This window comes from Rhizobium sp. CG5 (genome assembly GCF_023701945.1).
Taxonomy (GTDB): Bacteria; Pseudomonadota; Alphaproteobacteria; order Rhizobiales; family Rhizobiaceae; genus Allorhizobium.
In genome coordinates, this window is record NZ_JABAEF010000021.1 from 68,077 (window position 1) to 86,923 (window position 18,847).

The window sequence follows — 18,847 nt, forward strand, 5'->3', positions numbered from 1 at the left end:
GTATCAGATAACCCCACCCAATTACTAGGTTGAACGGCCTTATTTCTCATGCAAATGGCGGTTCTTGGGGCAAGAAGAGCCTAAACAGCCCGGATTTATGCCTATCGCCCGCGATAGACGAAGGCCGCAGGCACCGCCAGCCCGTCCTCTTCGGCCTGCGTGGCAAGCGTCCCATGCAGCGGCGCATGCTGGCAGACCGGGTCGACGGCGGCCGGATCGCCGGCAAGCGCCATGGCCTGGCAGCGGCAGCCGCCGAAATCGATATGCTTGCGGGCGCAGCTGCGGCAGGGCTCCTGCATCCAGCCGTCGCCGCGATAGGCATTGAAGGCCTGGCCGCCATACCAGATCTCGGCAAGCGGCGTCTGGCGCACATCGTCGAACTGCAAGCCCTTAATCGTCTCGGCGGCGTGGCAGGGCAGCACGCGTCCTGAAGGGGTGATGTTGAGGCCCGTCCGCCCCCAGCCGCCCATGCAGGCTTTCGGATAGCGCGAGTGATGATCGGCCGGCACATAATCGATCACCAGCACGCCTTCGTGCCGGCGGCGCGCCGCCTCGACAAAGTCATTGGCCGACAGCACCTGCTCGCGCGTCGGCATCAGCGCCTGGCGGTTGCGCTCGGCCCAGCCGTGAAACTGCACCGTTGCGATTTCGATGCGCCGCGCCCCAAGCGCGATCGCCAGTTGTACCATGCTTTCCAGCTCGTCCATGTTCTGCTTGTGGCAGACGGCATTGACGGTCAGCGGAATGCCGCTCACATGGGTCCAGCCGGCCACCGCCATCTTGCGGGCGTAGCCGCCGGCATAACCGCCGACCCGATCGGCTTTGTCCGGCGTCACGCCCTGGATCGACAGCTGCAGATGGTCGAGCCCCGCGTCGGCCAGCGCGCCGATGCGCGCCTCGGTCAGCCCGACGCCCGAGGTGATCAGGTTGGTATAGAGCCCGAACCCGGATGCAGCCCGGGTCAGCTCGACCAGATCGCGCCGCGACGCCGGCTCGCCGCCGGAGAGATGCAGATGCAGCACGCCGAGAGCGGCGGCCTGCCGGAACACCTCGATCCAATCCTCGGTCGAAAGCTCGTTTGCACTTTCAGTCAGCTCCAGCGGATTGGAGCAATACGGACAGGCCAACGGACAGCGATGGGTCAGTTCCGCCAGCAGGGCGATCGGCGGCGGCGCTTGATGGGTGGCAAAGCGTTCGGGGGCCGGATGTTCGGTCATCGGACGATCTCCAGCAGACGGCGGTTGGAGAATTCGCGGATAAAGGCGATCACGTCGGCCAGCACCTGATCCTGTGGCGCCTCGAACTGCCGGGCAAAACCCTCGGCAATCGCCGCCAGATCGCGGGTCCCGTCGAGCGCCTTGACGATGGCAACGGCGATCTCGTCCAGCGCCAAAGCCCGCTCCGGCGCCAGCAGCACGGTCTGGCCGCGCACCGGATCCTCGCGCAACCGCACGCCGCGCGCCAGCCGGGCGACGGTGGCACCGCTGACGGCAACCGGGTCCGGGGTGCTTGCGGTCTTGGCCAGGGGATCGCTCATTCCGCCGCTCCGCGCATCGAATTCTCGTCGATCTCGCCGGTGACGCCTTCGTGTCCGTCCCAGCCGCCGGGCGGCAGCCGGGCCGGTGCCACATAGGCCGAATGCAGCGTGTCGAGCTGCGACCACAGCACATCCGTCTTGAAGGTGAGGGCTGCGGCGGCGGCATCCTGCTTTTCCAGCGTGTCGGCATGGTCGAGCACGAAACTGAGCCCGAAGGCCACATCGTCCGGCGCCTCGTTGAGCCGCTGGCGGAAGTAAGACAGCGCCTGGTCGTCGGCAAAGGCATAGTGCTGCAAAAGCCCGGCAATGCGGTTGGTGTGGATGGCCGGGGCAAACATTTCGGTCAGCGACGAGGCCACCGCCTCCAGCAAGGGTTTCTCCCGGACGAAATGCACATAGGCATCGACGGCAAAGCGCGTGCCGGCCAAGACGCCGCGGGTCGAGGCGACATAGTCCGGATCGAGCCCGACCGCCTCGGCCAGCTTCAGCCAGCGGCGGATACCGCCGCCGTCGGATAGCCCGCCGTCATGATCGTCGATGCGGCTGCGCCAGATGCGCCGGAGCTGCGGATCCTCGCAGCGCGACAGGAAGGCGGCGTCCTTCATCGGAATGCGGCTCTGGTAATAATAGCGGTTGATCACCCAGGCGCGCACCTGCGTCATCGAACAGCCGCCGCCATGCAGCATCTGGTGGAACGGATGCTTGTCGTGATAGCGCGCCGCGCCGATGGCCCGCAGCCGCGCCTCGAACGTGTTTCTGTCAGGGGCAGGCTGCAAGGGTCACCTCCATTCCGTCATGGCCGATTTGGAACCCGTGCGCCGCGACGAGGTCGCGTTCCGGTCCCGCCTGCCAGATCGGGTTGGTATTGTTGATATGCACATAGATTGTCCGGCCGATCGACAGCGCCGACAGGGCCGACAGGCTGCCGCCCGCCCCATGGATCGGCATATGCCCCATGCGCCGCCCGGTCTTTGTCCCGACGCCGGCGGCGATCATGTCGGCATCGTTAAACACCGTGCCGTCGAAAAACAGCAGATCGGCGCCGTCAAGCCGGGTTGCCAACGCCTCCGGCAGGGCGCCGCAGCCGGGAATGTAATAGGCGCGCCGCGTGCCGAGCCGGAATTCGACGCCGACGGTCTGATCGGTCTGCTGGTCGAGCTGCAGATCGGCGGTCTCAAGATAGAGCGGCACCTTGCCGGGCACGGCAAACAGCTGGATCTCCAGCCCCGGCAGGGGCGAAAACGGCGTATCGAGGGCAACCACCGACTGCCGCACGAAGGCGGGGTCCAGCACCTGGAAGACAGGGTTCTGCCGCAGCGTGTCGCTCAGCGCCGGTGTCGCATAGAGCGTGAAACCCTGCTTCTCGCGCAGCGTCAGCAGGCCGGCGATGTGATCCACGTCGCCATTGGTGATCACCACGCTTGAGATCGGACTGTCGCGCAAGTCCCGCGGATGCAGACAGGCATTTTGCTCGACCTGCGCACGCAGGTCCGGCGAGGCGTTGAACACCACCCAGCGCTCGCCATCGAGGCTGACGGCCAGGGACGATTGCGTCTGGGGTTTGACGCCTGACGAAGGATCGCGCGCCGCCACGCAATTGCGACAGCCGCAATTCCATTGCGGCAGGCCACCGCCGGCCGCTGCGCCGAGCACGAGGAAACGCGCCTCCGCCATCGCCTCGTGCTCCGCTAAGACAGACTAGAACAGCACGGGCTCGTCGCCGTCGGCCGGTGCATACCGGTTGATTTCCATGCCGCAGCTGACCTCGACGAATTTAGGGGCATTCCATTTCATGGTCATTCCTCCCAAGGTTGAACGCACGCTTGATGTCCCTTGCCAAGCGGCAAGAGCCTGTGCCCGACAGATCGGGCAGTTCACGGCCGGACACTCCTCCAAGCAGGACCGATGCTATCCGCTGCCGTCCAACACCGGCAACACAGCCAAACGTATCGGTTTTGACGGTGATGGGAAACGCTTCGATATGTGGTTACCCCCCTCTGCCTTGCCGGGCATCTCCCCCTCACGGGGGGAGATCCGCTGGAGCCGCTGGCAACATCAGTCCACGGTCAAGCAATGCTTCGCTGTCGACCGGTTGAGACGTTACCGCGAGTCAATCTCCCCCCTTGAGGGGGAGATGCCCGGCAGGGCAGAGGGGGGCGAACTGGCTCCACGGCGGACTGTAGAGCGACAGACGCGAACACCCTAATCCGCCGGCTCGTCCTGAACCGCCAGATTATACTCCGGCCATTTCCCCTCCGGGACTTCCTCGCCGAGCGTGAACTCAAACGCCGTGACGGTCTCGGCCTCGCCGGTCTGGCAGGTATAGCGCAGGGCGAACCAGTGGTTGGCGATGCGGATCGCGGCGCCCTTGGCGGTCAGCACCGTGCCGGCCAGCTTGGTGTCGGCAAAGGTATAGGCAGGCCACCACGAAATCCGGCTGCAGGGCCCTGTTCCACTGGTGAACCTGCTCCATCGCCTCGAGATTGCAGGTCTGGATGATCTTTTCGTCGCGCGCCAATTGGCCAAGGCCGAGGCGGGCCTTGCTGCTGCGCGGATCGGCAAGGCGCTTCGCTGAATAGAGGGTCTTGGCCTTGACGGACTGACCGGCCTGCGGTGCCGGGTCGGGCGTAGGCGTAGGCGTAGGCGTAGGCGTAGGCGTAGGCGGTGGCGGCGGATCCGGGACCGGCGCGCTCGGTGGTTCCGTCGTGGGAGCAAGGAGCGGCGGTGCGGAGACGATCTCGACGCTGACGCTGTCTTCCGGCGGCACGGATGGCGCCTCGGGCAGGGGCAGGGACAGCAGAACCGCTGCGAGGGAGAGATGCAGCAGCAGGGCTGCCGCAAGGCTCCATCGCAGGGTCTTGGTGTCTGGCTTGAGCGGCTCGCGCCGCATCGGCTAAAGCGGGGCGGACCGCCTGTTGATCGTCAGGCGCGCGACGGCAGCAAGGGATAGCCGACCATCACGGCGCGGCCGGCGAGGCCCGCAATGACGGCTTTCAGGAGATCGCCCGGAACGAAGGCCAGCGAACCGTAAAATGCCTTGGAAAGCCCAAGGCCGGCGCCGAAGGCGAGATAGCCGATGCCGCACAGATAAAGCACGAACACGCCGCCGATCATGGCGGCTGCGATGAAGCCAAGCGTCTGCGGCAGCGCCTGGCGGCTGAAGCCCGCAAAGCGTTCGGCAATCAGGCCGGTCACGAAGGCGGCCGGCACCCAGCCGATCAGGAAGCCGACGGTCGGGCCGGCAAACACCGGCAGGCCGCCGCGCCCGCCCGACAGCACCGGCAGGCCGATCGCCACCAGCAGGATGACCAGCACAGGCGCCAGCGCGCCGCGTTTGGCGCCGAGGATCACGCCGGCCAGCATGACACCGAGCGATTGCGCGGTGATCGGCACCGCGGCGAAGCCGAGCGTGATCGGCGGCACGAGGCCAAGGGCGACAATGATTGCGGCAAAAAGCGAAATGAGAACGAGGTCACGGGTCGTCATGCAAATCTCCCAAATTATCCCCAGCCAAGCCTCATTGGCCGCGAATGCCGCGGGCGTCAATGGCGGCGGCAATGTTATCCGCATCCTTCAGCGTCAGAATCATCAGCGGCCCGAGCATGGTCAGCGGCCGCACGGCGAGCCCGCGTGCCCGGTGCGCTTCGCGGATCGCCTCATAGCGCGAAAGGATCTCCGGCACGAAACGCAGCACCAGACCGACCGCAAGGCCGATATCGGCCGCCTTGATCAGGCCGATCTTTTCCAGCGGCGCTGCGGCTTTCGTCACCGTGTCGATGAACTGGCCGATCGTCGTCGTGGCGGTGACCGAGGCTGCCATAAACACCAGCGCCGTCAGCCGCAGCACGGTGACGATTGCCTCTTCGCGCGAGGTGAAGATCAGGTTGAACAGCGCCACCAGCACGATAGTGGCCAGCACCGCTTTCAAGGGCTGAAGCGCGGCGCGCAGCGACCGGTGGAGATTGAAATAGACCAGCGCTGCGGCGAGCAGGGCAGGGCCGAGCAGCGCCGGGTTGCGCGTGAAAAACAGCGCCAGCGCCAGGACGGCGAGGCCACCGAGCTTGAGCTTGGGCGACAGACGGTAGAGAAAGCCGCTGCCACCGACATAGAGCGATTTCATGAGTGCGCGATCTCCCGGTAATGGGCCACCGCCGGACGCCCCGGACCGTCAAACACCGGGCGGCCCTCGTGAAACACCAGCACGCGTGCAAAATCCTCGACCAGCGCCAGATCATGGCTGATCACCACCGCCTGTTGGCTCAGTCCTGCAATGGCCTGCTCCACCATGCTGCGGTTTTTCAGGTCCAGCTGGTTGGTCGGCTCGTCGAACAGGATCAGCTTCGGCTCGGTCACCACCACGGCGGCCAGCGCCGCCAGCTGCAATTCGCCGCCCGACAGTTCATGCGGCCGGCGCTCGGCCAGATGCACGATGCCGAAGCGCGCCATCACGGCATCGACCCGGGCATTCGTCTCGTAAACGCTCAGCCCCTGCGGTTTCAGCCCGAGCGCTATGTCGTCGCGGATCAGCGGCAGGATGATCTGGTTGGCGGGGTTCTGGAAGATGAAACCGGTCGCGCCGCGCAAAAGCTTCTCGTCCTTGACCGTATCCAGCCCGTCCAGCGTCACCCGGCCGACGCTCGGCTTCAGCAGCCCATTGATCAGCCGCGCAAAGGTGGTCTTGCCGGAGCCGTTCAGCCCGATCACGCCAATGCGCGGCTCCTCGAGCACCAGCGTCAGCGGCTGCAGCACCGTCCGCTTCTCGAAATCCACCCCGGCACCCTCAAAACTGATCCGCAAGCCTTTGATCCTCACATTACGTCCCGGCCTCTATAGACCGGCGGGCGGGGGAAGGGAATTGGCATACCTTCACGGTTGATAAACGCGCCAACCGCATTGAACAAATCAAGAACATCCGCTAGGCTCAGATCCATGGCGATTCTGATATCCAATCCGCGGGCACGGCATCTCTTTCTGGCACGGCAGGGGCTTTGCGCCCCGCCGCATAAGGCATTGGGCAAGGCAGGGCTGTTGGCGATGATCCACGACCTGGGTTTCGTCCAGGTCGACAGCATCGCGACCGTCGAGCGGGCCCATCACCAGATCCTGTTTTCGCGCAATCAGACCTATCGGCGCGAGGACCTTAAAGTCCTGCTCGAAACCGACCGGGCGCTGTTTGAACACTGGACCCATGACGCCTCGATTCTGCCGGTCGCCTTCTATCCCTATTGGAAGCACCGTTTCGTGCGCGAAGAGGCGCGCATCCGCGAAAACTGGCGCAAATGGCGCGGTGAGGATTTTGCCGCGGCCTTCGAGGACACCTATAAGCGTATTGCCGAAGGCGGCCCGGCTTTGTCGCGCGAGATGAAGGAAGACGATCACAAGTCCGGCGGCTGGTGGAACTGGCACCCCTCCAAGACGGCGCTGGAATTCCTCTGGCGCACCGGCCGGCTGTCGATCAGCGGCCGCGACAATTTCCAGAAGATCTACGATCTGTCGGAACGGGTCGTGCCGGCCGATCATCATACAGCCGAGGTCGAACATGACGCCTTCGTCGACTGGGCCTGCCGGCAGGCGCTGACGCGGCTCGGCTTTGCCACGTCAGGCGAGATCGCCGCCTTCTGGAACCTGGTGACGCCGCAGGAGGCCAAGCTCTGGGTCGAGCGGCAGCGCAATGAGCTGGAGGAAGTGCTGATCGCCCCCTTCGACGGCGGCCGGCCACGCCCGTCGTACGCCTTCGCTGGACTGGGTGACCGCCTGGCCGCCAACCCCGGTGCCGACTCTGGCGATGGCCTGGCCCACCTGCCGGAACCGCCGGCCCGCGTGCGCGTGCTCAGCCCCTTCGATCCGCTGCTGCGCGACCGCAACCGCGCCGAACGGCTGTTCGGTTTCTACTATCGCATCGAGGTTTTCGTGCCGGAGGCCAAGCGCGACTATGGCTATTACGTCTTCCCGCTGCTCGAAGGCGACCGCATGATCGGCCGCATCGACATGAAGGCCGACCGCAAGTCCGGCAGCCTCGACGTCAAGCGCCTGTGGCTCGAACAGGGCATAAAACCCTCGGCCGGCCGGCTGGAAAAACTCGACGCCGAACTGGCGCGACTGGCGCGGTTCACCGGCGTCGAGCGGGTGACCTATCTGGATGGCTGGCGGGGCTAGGCTGACAGGGGAGTGTCAGGAGACAGGCGTCTGAGCCGCCACCCCCCTCTGGCTTGCCAGCCATCTCCCCCTCAAGGGGGGAGATCGGATCGCGGCGGCCGCCCCTTTCCACCTTGGGACCAGTGCCTGCGGAATGCTCCATGTTTTGTGATCGGGCATGAGCCCGCGTCTTGCCGATCTCCCCCCTTGAGGGGGAGATGTCCGGCAGGACAGAGGGGGTAACTACCTGCGCACAGGTCAGTATGATGTCCTTCACCCCCTCTAGTTCTGGAACAGCTGCAGCAGCTGGTCCGGGCCAGAATTGGCGATTGACAGGGATTGGGTTGCCAGTTGCTGGCGGGTCTGCAGCGCCTTCAGGCGTGTCGATTGTTCGTTCATGTCGGCATCCACCAATCCGCCGACGCCGGTCTGCAGGCTGTCGCGCAGGTCCTTGGTGTATTCGGTCTGGATGGAGACCCGCTTGCTGATCGCGCCAAGGTCTGCCGCCGCGTCGATCATCGCGCCGATCATCGCATCGACCACGCTGATCATCTCCTCGACGTCCTGGTCTGTCGTGGTGGCGGTCAGCTCCATGTCCTGATGGATGGCGTGGTTCTTGCCGCTCATCAGCACCCATTCGGTCGCCGTGCCGAGATCCCGTGCGAATTCCACATTGGTCAGAATGCCATTGTGGTAGTTTTCATCGATCAGGTGGTTGGTGCCCCACTGATTGCTCATCTCATAGGTGATCGTGCCGACGCTGACATTGTCGGAACCGTCGCGGTAGAAGGACCCGACCATCGACTTGTCGCCATCATCGGTGGCGTCGATGCGGTGCAGCCAGTTTTCGCCGGCAAAGCTCGAGGATTCGACGATCGTGTAGATTTCCGCCTTGAGCTCGGTCAGTTCCTTGTTGATCTTGCCCTTGTCGACACCCGGTTCGCGCGCCGCCACCAGCCTGGCCTTGATCTCGTTGACCACGTCCAGCGAGGCCGTCATGCCGGTATAGGCGACATCGATGGTCGCGGCTGCCACTCCCATCGAATCCTCCACCGCCGACAGCGCCTTGTCGTCGGAGCGCATGGTGGTCGAGATCGACCAGTAGGAGGAATTGTCCGACGCCTTGCCAATCCGGTAGCCGGACGAGACCTGATCCTGTGCGTCGTCGAGATTGCTGGCAATCGAGCGCATCACGTCGAGCGAAGCGATCGCGCCGTGGTTGGTATTCAGGCTGATCATGGGGGGAATATTACCTGTAATGAAAATCGAAGCGTTTCTAATTTGCCTGTGAAAATAACACTTTATTTGGTTAACGAGACGTAAATTGCAAACCGCAAATGTCGTACTCTGCCTTTCGTGTCCCCAAAAAGGGCAGCGAAAGGCAGACCGAAAGGAAGGGCTTTTACGCCCGCCCGAGATAGTCGAGCTTGCCGATCGGCACGCCCTTGTGGCGCAGCAGGGCATAGGCCGTGGTGATGTGGAAGTAGAAATTCGGGATGGCAAAGCCCAGGACGTAGTCGCGGGCGGTGAAGCTGCGCACGCTCTTGCCGGTCTTCAGCTCGACCATGGTCTCGTCGCGGCCGGCCATGGCCTCGGGCGAAACCGACTTCAGGAAAGCGACGGTATCGGCGATGCGCTTCAGGAGGTCGTCCAAGGACGTTTCGTCGTCCTGCATCGACACGGTGGCGACGTCGCCGACCCGCACGGGCACGAATTTCGCGGTGTCGCTGGCCCGCTGGATCTGGGAAATCAGGTTGCCCATGTCGGGATAAAGCCGGGCCTCCAGCAGCTCCTGCTCGCTGATGCCCTGCTCGGCGGCAAAGCTGCGGCCTTTTTCAAGGATGTCGGTGAGATTGGCAAAGGCCCGCAGGAAAAGCGGCACGCTGACGTCGTAGAGGGACAAGGACATCGAAAACCCCGGATAAAAGCGCTGGCCGGATCGCGCCGGCCTCGCGTCCCGCCCGGATTGCCGGGTTTGAATGGAACGCGATGCAGGTAGGTCGGCGCCACCGGGTGATCAAGGGCTGACCCCTGCGATCAGCCGATTTCCGTCGAGGTAATCTTGATGCCGAAGCCTTCCAGCCCGACATAGTGCCGCTCACGGGTGGTCAGGAGCCGGATCGAGCTGATGCCGAGATCCTTGATGATCTGCGCGCCAAGGCCGATTTCCAGCCACTCGCTGTCGCGGGCCTTGGCTTCCTGATGGGTCTCGCGGTCGTGCTTGCCGGTGCGCGCCGTGGTAGAGGCGCCGACGCCGACCGAGCCTTCGCGCAGGTAGACGATCACGCCGCGGCCGTGCTCGGCGATCTTGCCCATGTAGTGCATGACCGGCTTGCGCTTGGAAAACACGTCGTCGCCGACATTTTCCGGATGCAGGCGCACCGGAATGTCGACGCCGTCGCGAATGTCGCCGAACACCACGGCCAGATGCTGCATCGGATCCCAGGGCAGCGAATAGCTATGCGCCTTGGCCGGGCCGAACGGCGTGTCGATATCGAAGCTCGAATGCAGCTGAATCAGGGTTTCCTTGCGCTGCCGGTAGGCGATCAGGTCGGCGACGGAAACGCGCTTCAGGCCATGCTCTTCGGCAAAGGCAAACACTTCCGGACCGTGCTTGACCGTGCCGCTGTCGTTGACCAGTTCGCCGATCACGCCGATCGGCGGCAGGCCGGCCAGCTTGCAGAGGTCGACGGCGGCTTCCGTATGGCCCGAGCGCATCAGCACGCCACCTTCGCGGGCGATCAGCGGGAAGATATGGCCGGGACGCACGAAATCGGATGGGCCGACATTGGGATTGGCCAGGTTGCGCACCGTCAGGGTGCGGTCCTCGGCCGAAATGCCGGTGGTCGTGCCATGCTTGAAATCGACGGTCACGGTAAAGGCCGTGGTATGGGCGCTGTCATTGTCGGCCACCATGGCGTTGAGGTTCAGCCGCTTGGCCTCTTCCTTGGGCATGGGGGCGCAGACGATACCGGAGGTGTGGCGCACGATGAAGGCCATCTTCTCCGCCGTACAGTGCACGGCTGCGACGATCAGGTCGCCTTCGTTCTCGCGGTCGTCGTCATCGGTCACGACGACGATTTCGCCGGCCTCGAAAGCGCGGATGGCGTCGACGACGCGGCTCTGGTCATAGCTCATGGAAAGTCCTCGTCACTTCAGCCGGCCGGTCTGGCCGCGGTCTCTTAGATAATGATCGGCAATCGTGCAGGCCAGCATCGCCTCGCCGACAGGAACTGCCCGGATCCCGACGCAGGGGTCGTGGCGGCCCTTGGTGCGCACGTCCACCTCGTTGCCATCGGCATCGATCGAGCGGCGCTCGGTGAGGATCGACGAGGTCGGCTTGATGGCAAAGCGCGCCACCACGGGCTCGCCGGTGGATATGCCACCCAGCACGCCGCCGGCATGGTTGGACAGGAAGATAGGCTTGCCGTCCGGGCCGATGCGCATCTCGTCGGCATTCTCTTCGCCGGTGATTTCCGCCGCCTCGAAGCCATTGCCGATCTCGACGCCCTTGACGGCATTGATCGACATCAGGTTGGAGGCGATGTCCTGGTCGAGCTTGCCATAGATCGGCGCGCCAATGCCGGCGGGAACCCCATCGGCCACCACTTCGACCACGGCGCCGACGGACGAGCCGGATTTGCGGATCTCGTCGAGATAGGCCTCCCAGACGGGAACGATGTCGGCATCGGGCGCGAAGAACGGGTTTTCGCTGACCTGTGCCCAGTCCCAGTTGGCGCGGTTGATCTTGTGTTTGCCGATCTGCACCAGTGCGCCGCGCACGGTAACGCCGGGCACGACGAGCCGGGCAATGCCGCCGGCCGCCACCCGGGCCGCCGTCTCGCGGGCCGAGGACCGTCCGCCGCCGCGATAGTCGCGAATGCCGTATTTGATGTCATAGGTGAAATCGGCATGGCCGGGACGGTAGCGCTTGGCGATCTCGCCATAGTCCTTGGAGCGCTGGTCGGTATTGTCGATCATCAGCGAGATCGGCGTGCCGGTGGTGATCATCGAGCCGTCTTCCCCAGGCATGACGCCGGACAGCACCTTGACGAGATCGTCCTCGCGGCGCTGCGTCACGAAGCGCGACTGGCCGGGCTTGCGCTTGTCGAGCCAGGTCTGCAGGTCTTGCAGCGTAAAGCTTAAGCCGGGCGGGCAGCCGTCGATCACGCAGCCAAGGGCTGGACCATGGCTTTCGCCCCAGGTGGTAACGCGGAACAGGTGACCGAAGGTATTATGCGACATGTCTCTAAAAACCGGAATTCTGGCGCGGCGCTTTTGTCCGCTGAAGGTTTTTCTTGGGCCAGACCTATAGGCGAAAACACCGGAAAGGGAAAAGCCTTTCTTTCATCCAAAGGGCAACGCAGCGTTCGCGATCACTGCACGCCCAGCCGTGCCCGGTCTCCGAAAATCTGCCGCTCAGGACGCCTTCTGCCAGACGGGGCGCGAGGCCAGCCGCGAGAATTCGTCAAACGGCAGGGGTTTTGCAAAGGCATAACCCTGCAAGAGGTCAACGCCGAGTTGCCGCAGCAGCTCGGCATGTTCGCCGGTTTCCACGCCTTCGGCCACGGTCTCGACACCGAGCGAGCGGGCGATGTCGATGATCGAGCGCACCAGCGAACGCTCCTGCGGCGAACTGACGATCGGCATGACCAGCTGCCGGTCGATCTTCAGTCGCTTGGGCTTCAGCTTCAGCAGGCTGACGATCGAGGTATGGCCGGTGCCGAAGTCGTCGATCTCGATATCGATGCCGAGATCCTTGATCCGGTCGATATTCGCCGTCGTGAGGTCGTCGTTTTCGTCGAGGAAGATCGATTCCACCAGTTCAAAGGAGATTTCGCCGGGGGTGATGTTGAGCCCCTTGAGACAGTCGATCAGCGTTGCGTCATGAAGCCGCTTGGAGGAGACGTTGACCGACACCTTCGGAACCCGGATGCCCATGGCGGCCCAGCGCATCTTGTCGCTAAGGGATTTTTCCAGAACCAGCTGGTCGATGCGCGCCATGACGTTCAGTTCCTCGGCGATCTTCAGGAAGACGTTGGAGGCCAGAATGCCGCGTTCGGGATGTTGCCAGCGCACCAGCGCCTCGGCGCCGGTCAATTGCATGGTGTTGGCACTGAACTGCGGCTGATACCAGACGGTAAACTCGTCATTGTCGAGACCGGCGAGGATCTCGTCGGCCATGCGCTTGGTCTTGACGATATGGGCCTGCAGGTTGGGCGTGAAGAATTCGAAGCAGTTACGCCCCGTCGCCTTGGCCTGGTACAGCGCGATATCGGCGTTGACCAGCACCTTGCGGGCATCGATGCCGATGCCTTGCGCCTGGGCAATGCCGATCGATACGCCGCAGCGGCAGGAAAACCCTTCGAAATCAATCGGCACGCTCATCTCCTCGATGATGCGGGCCGACAGGGTCGAGAGGTGCTCGGCATTGGTATTGTTGTGCGACAGGATAACGAATTCGTCGCCGCCGATGCGCGCCACCAGATCGTCGGCGCGCACATTGCGGGTCAGGATCCTTGAGGCATTGACCAGCATAGCATCGCCGGCCGCGTGGCCGAGCGTGTCGTTGATTTCCTTGAAGCGGTCGAGGTCGAGATGCAGGATCGAGAACTTGTGGCGCAGGCCCTGGCCGTTGCGGGTCAGGCTGTCGAGTTCCATGTCCAGCCTGCGCCGGTTGGCAAGGCCGGTTAGCGGATCGTGCAGCGAATTGAACTCGATGCGGTTCTTGACGATCTCCAGCTCGACATTGCGGGCATCGGCCTCTTCCTTGGCAACCTTGAGTTCCTCGGTCAACAGCATGTCGGCGGTGACGTCAAAAGCGATGCCGATGATCTTGCGGCGGCCGTCGCGCGTGGTATGCAACTGGCCGACCGAGCGTACGAAGCGGAAGCTGCCGTCGGGCAGCACGACATGCTGGACGCTTTGCAGGGTCGTGCCCCGGGCGATTGCCCTTTGGGTATCCTCCAGGGTCTGCTGGCGGTTTTCGGGCTCCAGGCAATTGAGCCATTGCTCTTCGGTAACGACGCCGGACGCAAAGGAAATGCCATAGAGCTGCATCATGCGCTCGTCCCATATGGCGCCGCCATCGACCGGGTCGGCTTCCCAGATGCCGCAATTGTAAGAGGCCAGCGCCAGGTCGAAGCGGCGCGACAGTTCTTCCAGCTGCTGTTCGCGGCTCGAAAGCTCGTCCAGCGCCAGTTCCAGCTCGGCATTCTTGATGTCGCTGGTTTCCTTGGCATTCTGCAGGGTGTGGGTCACCAGGACGTCGGCGGTGACATCCCAGACGATGCCGGTAACACGGCTTTCGCCGGTCGATTCGGAATGCGCGCCGACGGAGCGCAGATAGCGCACCGATCCGTCCTGCATCCGGATCCGATAGACCTCCTCGCAGGTCTTGCCGTCCTGGGCGCAGGAACACTGGAAAAAATGCGCCTCGGCCAGCACCCGGTCCTCGGGATGGACAGCCTCCATCCAGTCGGCCAGCCGGTCGTCGCTCTCGGCCCTGCTCGGCGTCAGGCCATGTAGGGCGGCGGCGCGGTCGTCCCAGAAGAGCCGGTGCCCGTCTTCCTTGACTTCCCAGATGCCGATATTGGAGGATTCCATCGCCAGGTTGAAGCGCTCGGACAGTTCGAGCAGCTTCTCCTCGCGCAGTTTCAGCTTGGCTATATTGCGGTTACGTTCGGCGATCAGCAGGGTGGCGATGAAGATCGGGATGATGATCGCACAGCCGGCAATGATGATGACCAGACGAAACGGAACCTGGTTTTCCGGCGCCTGGTCCCATCCGTCATGGGGAACAGCGCGGATCTCCCAGACGCCGCCCGGATGGCGGATCTGGCCGATCGCCGGCTCTCGGTCGCTGACCGCCTGTGCGCCGAAGATCGGGTTGCCTCCAGCCAGGGCGCCGCCCACCGAGGCGCCCCCCACCGAGGCGCTAATGTCGTGAATGGCGATATCGAGATGATCCAGGCCGAGATAACGGTCCTGCTGGTCCTTTGCGGTCGAGTGCAGCAGCCCGCTGCGCTCGAAGAAGGCGTTGTTGTCCAGGACGATCTCGATCACGCCCCAGTAGGTGCTGACGCCTTTCGTGTGCAGCGTAACGGGCAGGTGCAGCAGGAAATTGCCGTCTTCTGTCTGCCGCAGCGTCGGGGTCTTGCGGTCGGTCTCGATCACCGCGCCGATGCGCTTGCGTCCGGCATCCGCCGGCCACACGCTGCGGATCACCTGATCCGGCGCCATCCCCAGGCTCAGGAAATGCGGATTGCGCTCCAGGATCCCGGTGGAGAGCTCCTGGAGCTCCTCGATGGTCAGGTTTTCGTGCGAATCCATGACCACGGCGAGGTGCTCGACCACGGAAAAATCGGCCAGCAGCCGCGAGTTGAGGCTGGCCTGGATCAGCTGGACGTCTTGCCTTGTGCGCTCCTGCAAAGCGGCCCGCTTGGTCGCCCGGTGGTCGCTGTCCAGCATGAAGCCCGCGGCAACGATGCCCAAAGCCACGGCGACGGCACCGATGAACATCAGCCGGGCACTTCCGGAAAGGCCCATGTTACGTCGATTGAAAAAGGCCCCGATCGCCAATACCCGCATTCCCCACTGATTACGTCGCCGAGTATAGTTAGGCAGAGTTAATTTAAAATTGCGCGGGTTCGCTCGGGGTCGCCGGGCAGAGACCATTTTTGGGCAGCTTGGCTGCATTCGGCCCTGGCGACCGATCCGCGGCACCTCAGCTTGGGAATAACTGTAACAGATCTTGATTAGTGGTTGGTTTCCGTTCAACAATCATACGGAAAATGACATTGTTCCGGGCAATTTTTGCCACATTCGGGAGGCTATCCTTGGTCCGTATTCTTCCTCTGTTTTATCCGGCAAAGGTGCTTGCCATGCGCTTCCTGATCGCTGCATTGCTGATGACAGCCGGTATGCTGTCGCCGTTGACGTCCTTTGCCGCCAGCGCGGATGTCGAGGCCACCATCAAGGCGGTGAACCTCGACGCGATGAGCCTGACGCTGGACGACGGGAAAACCTATTCGGTGCCGGAAGAGTTCAATTTCGACGGCCTGGAAGCCGGCGTCCGGGTGATCGTCTATTTCACCCTGGTCGACGGCAAGCGTGTGGTCGACGATCTGGAGGTCATTCAGTAGCCGTCGGCCCGGCTGGCGTCAGAGCCAGCCGATGGAACCGGCCGCGGTGTCCATCTTGAGAATCCGGTCCTGCGGAATGTCGATGTCGCAGGCCTCTTCCTCGTCCATCTTGCCAACAAGCCGGAAACAGCTGCGGATGACCCCGCCATGGCTGACGCAGACCGTCGGGCGCTCGACCGAGGCGAGCCAGGCGCCGATGCGCCAGGAGAGGATTTCGTAGCTTTCGGCGTCTGGGCCGGGCGGGATGAAGTCCCACTTGTGCCGTGCCCGCTCTTCGACCCGGTCTGGCGTGATCCTGGCGATCTCCGGCAGGGTGAACCCCTCCCAATCGCCGAAGGAGACTTCCTTCAGCCGCTCGTCGAGCCGATAGGCGAGGGGGTCGAGGCCCATCTCGGCGCGGATGCGCTCCATGGTCTCGCGGGTGCGCTTCAGCGGCGAGGCGACGAAGTCGAACTGGCCCGCCGTTTCGCCCAGCACATGGGCCAGTGTTTCGCCATTGCGCATCGCCTGGCCGCGGCCGGTTGCATTGAGGTCGATGTCTTTCTGACCCTGCATCCGGCCTTCGGCATTCCAGTCGGTCTGACCGTGGCGGATCATATAGATGAGCACGGCTTGAAACCTCTGTATCAGTCCTTGACGACGGAAATATCCGGGGCGTCGACGGCTTTCATGCCGATCGTATGGTAGCCCGAATCGACGTGATGCACCTCGCCGGTGACCCCGGTCGAAAGATCCGACAGCAGATACATGCCGGACTTGCCGACTTCGTCGGTCGAGACATTGCGCTTCAGCGGCGCATTGTATTCGTTCCACTTGAGAATATAGCGGAAGTCGCCGATGCCGGAGGCGGCCAGCGTCTTGATCGGGCCGGCCGAAATGGCGTTGACACGGATGCCGCGGCCACCGAGATCGACGGCGAGATAGCGCACGCTGGCTTCCAATGCCGCCTTGGCCACGCCCATGACATTATAGTTCGGCATGACCTTTTCGGCACCGTAATAGGTCAGCGTCAGGATCGAGCCGCCGTCATTCATGATCAGGTCGGCGCGCTTGGCCACGGCTGCCAGCGAATAGACCGAGATGTCCATGGTCTTGGCGAAATTCTCGCGGCTGGTGTCGACATAGCGGCCGGTCAACTCGTCCTTGTCGGAAAAGGCGATGGCATGCACGACGAAGTCGATTTTGCCCCACTTGTCCTCGAGGTTGTTGAATACGGCGTCGATCGTTGCCATATCCGTGACGTCGCAATGGCCTGCCATGAAGGCATCCAGTTCCTGCGCCAGCGGTTCGACCCGCTTTTTCAGGGCATCGCCCTGCCACGTCAACGCGATTTCCGCGCCGGCGTCGTGACATGCCTTGGCAATGCCCCACGCGATAGAACGGTTGTTGGCGACGCCCATAATCACGCCGCGCTTGCCTGCCATGAGGCCTGATGCTTGAGCCATACGCTGCTCCCTAGGTCTTTCGATTGGCCCTGCCTATGACATAGCCGGAACCGGGGTTCAAGCTTGGCGCAGATCATCAACTGTTAGGCAGCGTAATAAAGGGTGTGTCTGTCATTGAAATTTCATAAAAAAAGACCCTCGCGCATGACACGCATCAAGTCCGTCACCTTGTCGTCGGGCTTCTCCCACAGCACCACGCGCAGCTCGATCACCAGGTCGCCGCGGCTGTCCTGACCGCCCGGCAGACCAAGGCCTTCCAGCCGGATCACCTGATCGGACCCGGACCATGCCGGCACCTTGACATCGACCGGGCCGCTCGGCCCTTCGATGGTGGTGTCGCAGCCGAGAACGGCGTTTTCCAGCGTGATCGGCAATACGGTGTGGATATCCAGTCCATCGACGCTGAATTTGTCGGTTTTCAGCACCCTGAGCGTCACCGCCACATCGCCGCGCTGCATGCCCGGAAGGCGCAGGCCCTGGCCCTTCAACCGCACGACATGGCCGTCGGTATGGCCGCCTTCCAGCCAGAAGCGCACGTCTCGCCCGTCGGGCAGTTGCACGCCGATCGATTTCTGATTGAGCAGATCGTCGATGGCGATCACGGAGTCGACGACCATATCCGGTGCTTTTTCCAGCACCGGCTGGGTGCCGCGGATGCGTCGCACCAGCGAACTGATGATCTCGATCGGCGCAAAGATGCGCGGCGTCGCCGGCTTCAACGGCGCGCCGTTCTCGTCCGTGGCGGTCTCGGCCGTTGTCGCGGCCTTGGCTTCGGCCTCGCGGCGCAGGTTTTCCGCAGCGGCACTCGCCTGGGCGGACGAGCCGAAAATGCGCGAAATCAGGTCTTCGGGATTTTCCGGCGCAGCACCCAGGGGCGTCTGGCTCTGTTGCGATTGCTGCTGTTGATCGCCGGCCGGCGCTGGTCCCGGCTGGGACTGCTGCTGCTGTGGCTGCGGCTTGGCCTGGCCCGATTGTGCCTTGGCATAGGCCTGGGCGGTCTGGGCCGTCTTGTCGGCTTTCGCCTTCTGGGCTTCGGCCAGCGCCAGTTCGGCCAGAATGCGCTCGGCATTGGCCTTGGCCACCTTGGCGCGTTCGGCGGCTTCGCGGGCCGCTTCGCGCTGCTGCATGATGGTCTGCTCGCGCTGCTTGGCCTCGGCCTTGAAGCGCTGTTCGTCGTAGCGGGTCCGCTTCATCGGATCCTTCAGCACGTCATAGGCCTGGCCCACCTCGGCGAAGCGCTGGGTGGCGTTCGGATCGTCGTGATTGTGGTCCGGATGGGACGATTTCGCCTTGTTCCGCCACGCCGCTTTGATTTCGTCGGCGCCTGCATCCCGCTTTACGCCAAGTACTGAATAGGGATCGCGCATATGATTACACCGGTTAACAATTGATCGACATCTTTTGTCCTGTCGAGGACCTTCTGCCCCCTCAATAAAGTGCCGCTCCCGCAGAAAATTGCCATGGGCGCGGTTCATCTCTGCTCGACTATGTCAAAAAGATGCTAATCAGTGGTTACGTGGTTCTGCCGATGATTTCGGTTCGCCGAGCCCATTGCTGCTGAATACCGGAATGCCGCCCGGACCCGT

At 63.3% G+C, this 18,847-nt stretch carries 19 protein-coding genes; 2 read left to right on the forward strand and 17 right to left on the reverse strand.

Features of this window, described 5'->3' with window-relative positions:
- Positions 1–101 precede the first annotated feature (101 nt).
- The 9 genes from pqqE to HGO38_RS25955 form a co-directional block, all read right to left on the reverse strand.
- A complete protein-coding gene (gene pqqE, locus HGO38_RS25915) occupies positions 102–1,217 on the reverse strand; it encodes a pyrroloquinoline quinone biosynthesis protein PqqE (RefSeq protein ID WP_250958695.1) in 1,116 nt (371 codons plus the stop codon).
- The gene (gene pqqD, locus HGO38_RS25920; RefSeq protein WP_250958696.1) at positions 1,214–1,537 is read right to left on the reverse strand and encodes a pyrroloquinoline quinone biosynthesis peptide chaperone PqqD; all 324 of its coding nucleotides are present in this window, start codon (positions 1,535–1,537) and stop codon (positions 1,214–1,216) included. The genes pqqE and pqqD overlap by 4 nt, the downstream gene beginning before the upstream one ends.
- Positions 1,534–2,313: a pyrroloquinoline-quinone synthase PqqC gene (gene pqqC / locus HGO38_RS25925; protein WP_250958697.1), complete on the reverse strand. Its 780-nt coding sequence runs from the start codon at positions 2,311–2,313 to the stop codon at positions 1,534–1,536. The genes pqqD and pqqC overlap by 4 nt, the downstream gene beginning before the upstream one ends.
- On the reverse strand, positions 2,297–3,211 hold the full coding sequence (gene pqqB / locus HGO38_RS25930) for a pyrroloquinoline quinone biosynthesis protein PqqB (protein WP_250958698.1): 915 nt from the start codon (positions 3,209–3,211) through the stop codon (positions 2,297–2,299). The genes pqqC and pqqB overlap by 17 nt, the downstream gene beginning before the upstream one ends.
- A 24-nt stretch (positions 3,212–3,235) precedes the next feature.
- The gene (gene pqqA, locus HGO38_RS25935) at positions 3,236–3,331 is read right to left on the reverse strand and encodes a pyrroloquinoline quinone precursor peptide PqqA (RefSeq protein WP_028736886.1); all 96 of its coding nucleotides are present in this window, start codon (positions 3,329–3,331) and stop codon (positions 3,236–3,238) included.
- Positions 3,332–3,739: 408 nt separating this feature from the next.
- Positions 3,740–4,021 carry a DUF930 domain-containing protein gene (locus tag HGO38_RS25940; protein WP_352230512.1) on the reverse strand — a complete coding sequence of 94 codons (282 nt, stop codon included), beginning with the start codon at positions 4,019–4,021 and terminating at the stop codon, positions 3,740–3,742.
- A 438-nt stretch (positions 4,022–4,459) separates the two neighbouring features.
- Entirely contained in the window at positions 4,460–5,023 is a 564-nt protein-coding gene (locus HGO38_RS25945; protein ID WP_250958700.1) for a biotin transporter BioY, read from the reverse strand.
- Positions 5,024–5,054: 31 nt separating this feature from the next.
- Positions 5,055–5,657, reverse strand: coding sequence for an energy-coupling factor transporter transmembrane component T family protein (locus tag HGO38_RS25950; RefSeq protein ID WP_250958701.1), 603 nt, complete (start codon positions 5,655–5,657; stop codon positions 5,055–5,057).
- A complete protein-coding gene (locus HGO38_RS25955) occupies positions 5,654–6,334 on the reverse strand; it encodes an energy-coupling factor ABC transporter ATP-binding protein (RefSeq protein WP_250958702.1) in 681 nt (226 codons plus the stop codon). Before HGO38_RS25955 ends, HGO38_RS25950 begins: the two co-directional genes overlap by 4 nt.
- Before the next feature lie 132 nt (positions 6,335–6,466).
- Here HGO38_RS25955 and HGO38_RS25960 point away from each other — a divergent pair, with 132 nt between their 5' ends.
- Positions 6,467–7,693: a winged helix-turn-helix domain-containing protein gene (locus HGO38_RS25960; RefSeq protein WP_250958703.1), complete on the forward strand. Its 1,227-nt coding sequence runs from the start codon at positions 6,467–6,469 to the stop codon at positions 7,691–7,693.
- A gap of 261 nt (positions 7,694–7,954) precedes the next feature.
- On the opposite strand, the gene HGO38_RS25965 is transcribed toward HGO38_RS25960, so the two are convergent.
- The 5 genes from HGO38_RS25965 to HGO38_RS25985 all read right to left on the reverse strand — a co-directional run bounded on the left by HGO38_RS25965 (position 7,955) and on the right by HGO38_RS25985 (position 15,193).
- On the reverse strand, positions 7,955–8,911 hold the full coding sequence (locus HGO38_RS25965) for a flagellin N-terminal helical domain-containing protein (protein WP_250958704.1): 957 nt from the start codon (positions 8,909–8,911) through the stop codon (positions 7,955–7,957).
- A 163-nt stretch (positions 8,912–9,074) separates the two neighbouring features.
- Positions 9,075–9,581, reverse strand: a complete 507-nt coding sequence (locus HGO38_RS25970; protein ID WP_250958705.1) for a DUF1993 domain-containing protein — start codon at positions 9,579–9,581, stop codon at positions 9,075–9,077.
- Between the two features lie 128 nt (positions 9,582–9,709).
- The gene (gene ribB, locus HGO38_RS25975; protein ID WP_250958706.1) at positions 9,710–10,810 is read right to left on the reverse strand and encodes a 3,4-dihydroxy-2-butanone-4-phosphate synthase; all 1,101 of its coding nucleotides are present in this window, start codon (positions 10,808–10,810) and stop codon (positions 9,710–9,712) included.
- A 12-nt stretch (positions 10,811–10,822) separates the two neighbouring features.
- Positions 10,823–11,917, reverse strand: a complete 1,095-nt coding sequence (gene aroC / locus HGO38_RS25980; RefSeq protein WP_250958707.1) for a chorismate synthase — start codon at positions 11,915–11,917, stop codon at positions 10,823–10,825.
- Positions 11,918–12,091: 174 nt separating this feature from the next.
- Entirely contained in the window at positions 12,092–15,193 is a 3,102-nt protein-coding gene (locus HGO38_RS25985) for a putative bifunctional diguanylate cyclase/phosphodiesterase (RefSeq protein WP_250958708.1), read from the reverse strand.
- A gap of 362 nt (positions 15,194–15,555) precedes the next feature.
- Between HGO38_RS25985 and HGO38_RS25990 the strand changes: the two genes are divergently transcribed.
- Entirely contained in the window at positions 15,556–15,816 is a 261-nt protein-coding gene (locus HGO38_RS25990; protein ID WP_250958748.1) for a DUF1344 domain-containing protein, read from the forward strand.
- Positions 15,817–15,834: 18 nt separating this feature from the next.
- On the opposite strand, the gene HGO38_RS25995 is transcribed toward HGO38_RS25990, so the two are convergent.
- The 3 genes from HGO38_RS25995 to HGO38_RS26005 form a co-directional block, all read right to left on the reverse strand.
- Entirely contained in the window at positions 15,835–16,425 is a 591-nt protein-coding gene (locus tag HGO38_RS25995) for a histidine phosphatase family protein (protein ID WP_250958709.1), read from the reverse strand.
- A 17-nt stretch (positions 16,426–16,442) separates the two neighbouring features.
- A complete protein-coding gene (fabI, locus tag HGO38_RS26000; protein WP_250958710.1) occupies positions 16,443–17,261 on the reverse strand; it encodes an enoyl-ACP reductase FabI in 819 nt (272 codons plus the stop codon).
- Between the two features lie 122 nt (positions 17,262–17,383).
- Positions 17,384–18,628, reverse strand: coding sequence for a DnaJ C-terminal domain-containing protein (locus HGO38_RS26005; RefSeq protein WP_250958711.1), 1,245 nt, complete (start codon positions 18,626–18,628; stop codon positions 17,384–17,386).
- Positions 18,629–18,847 lie beyond the last annotated feature (219 nt).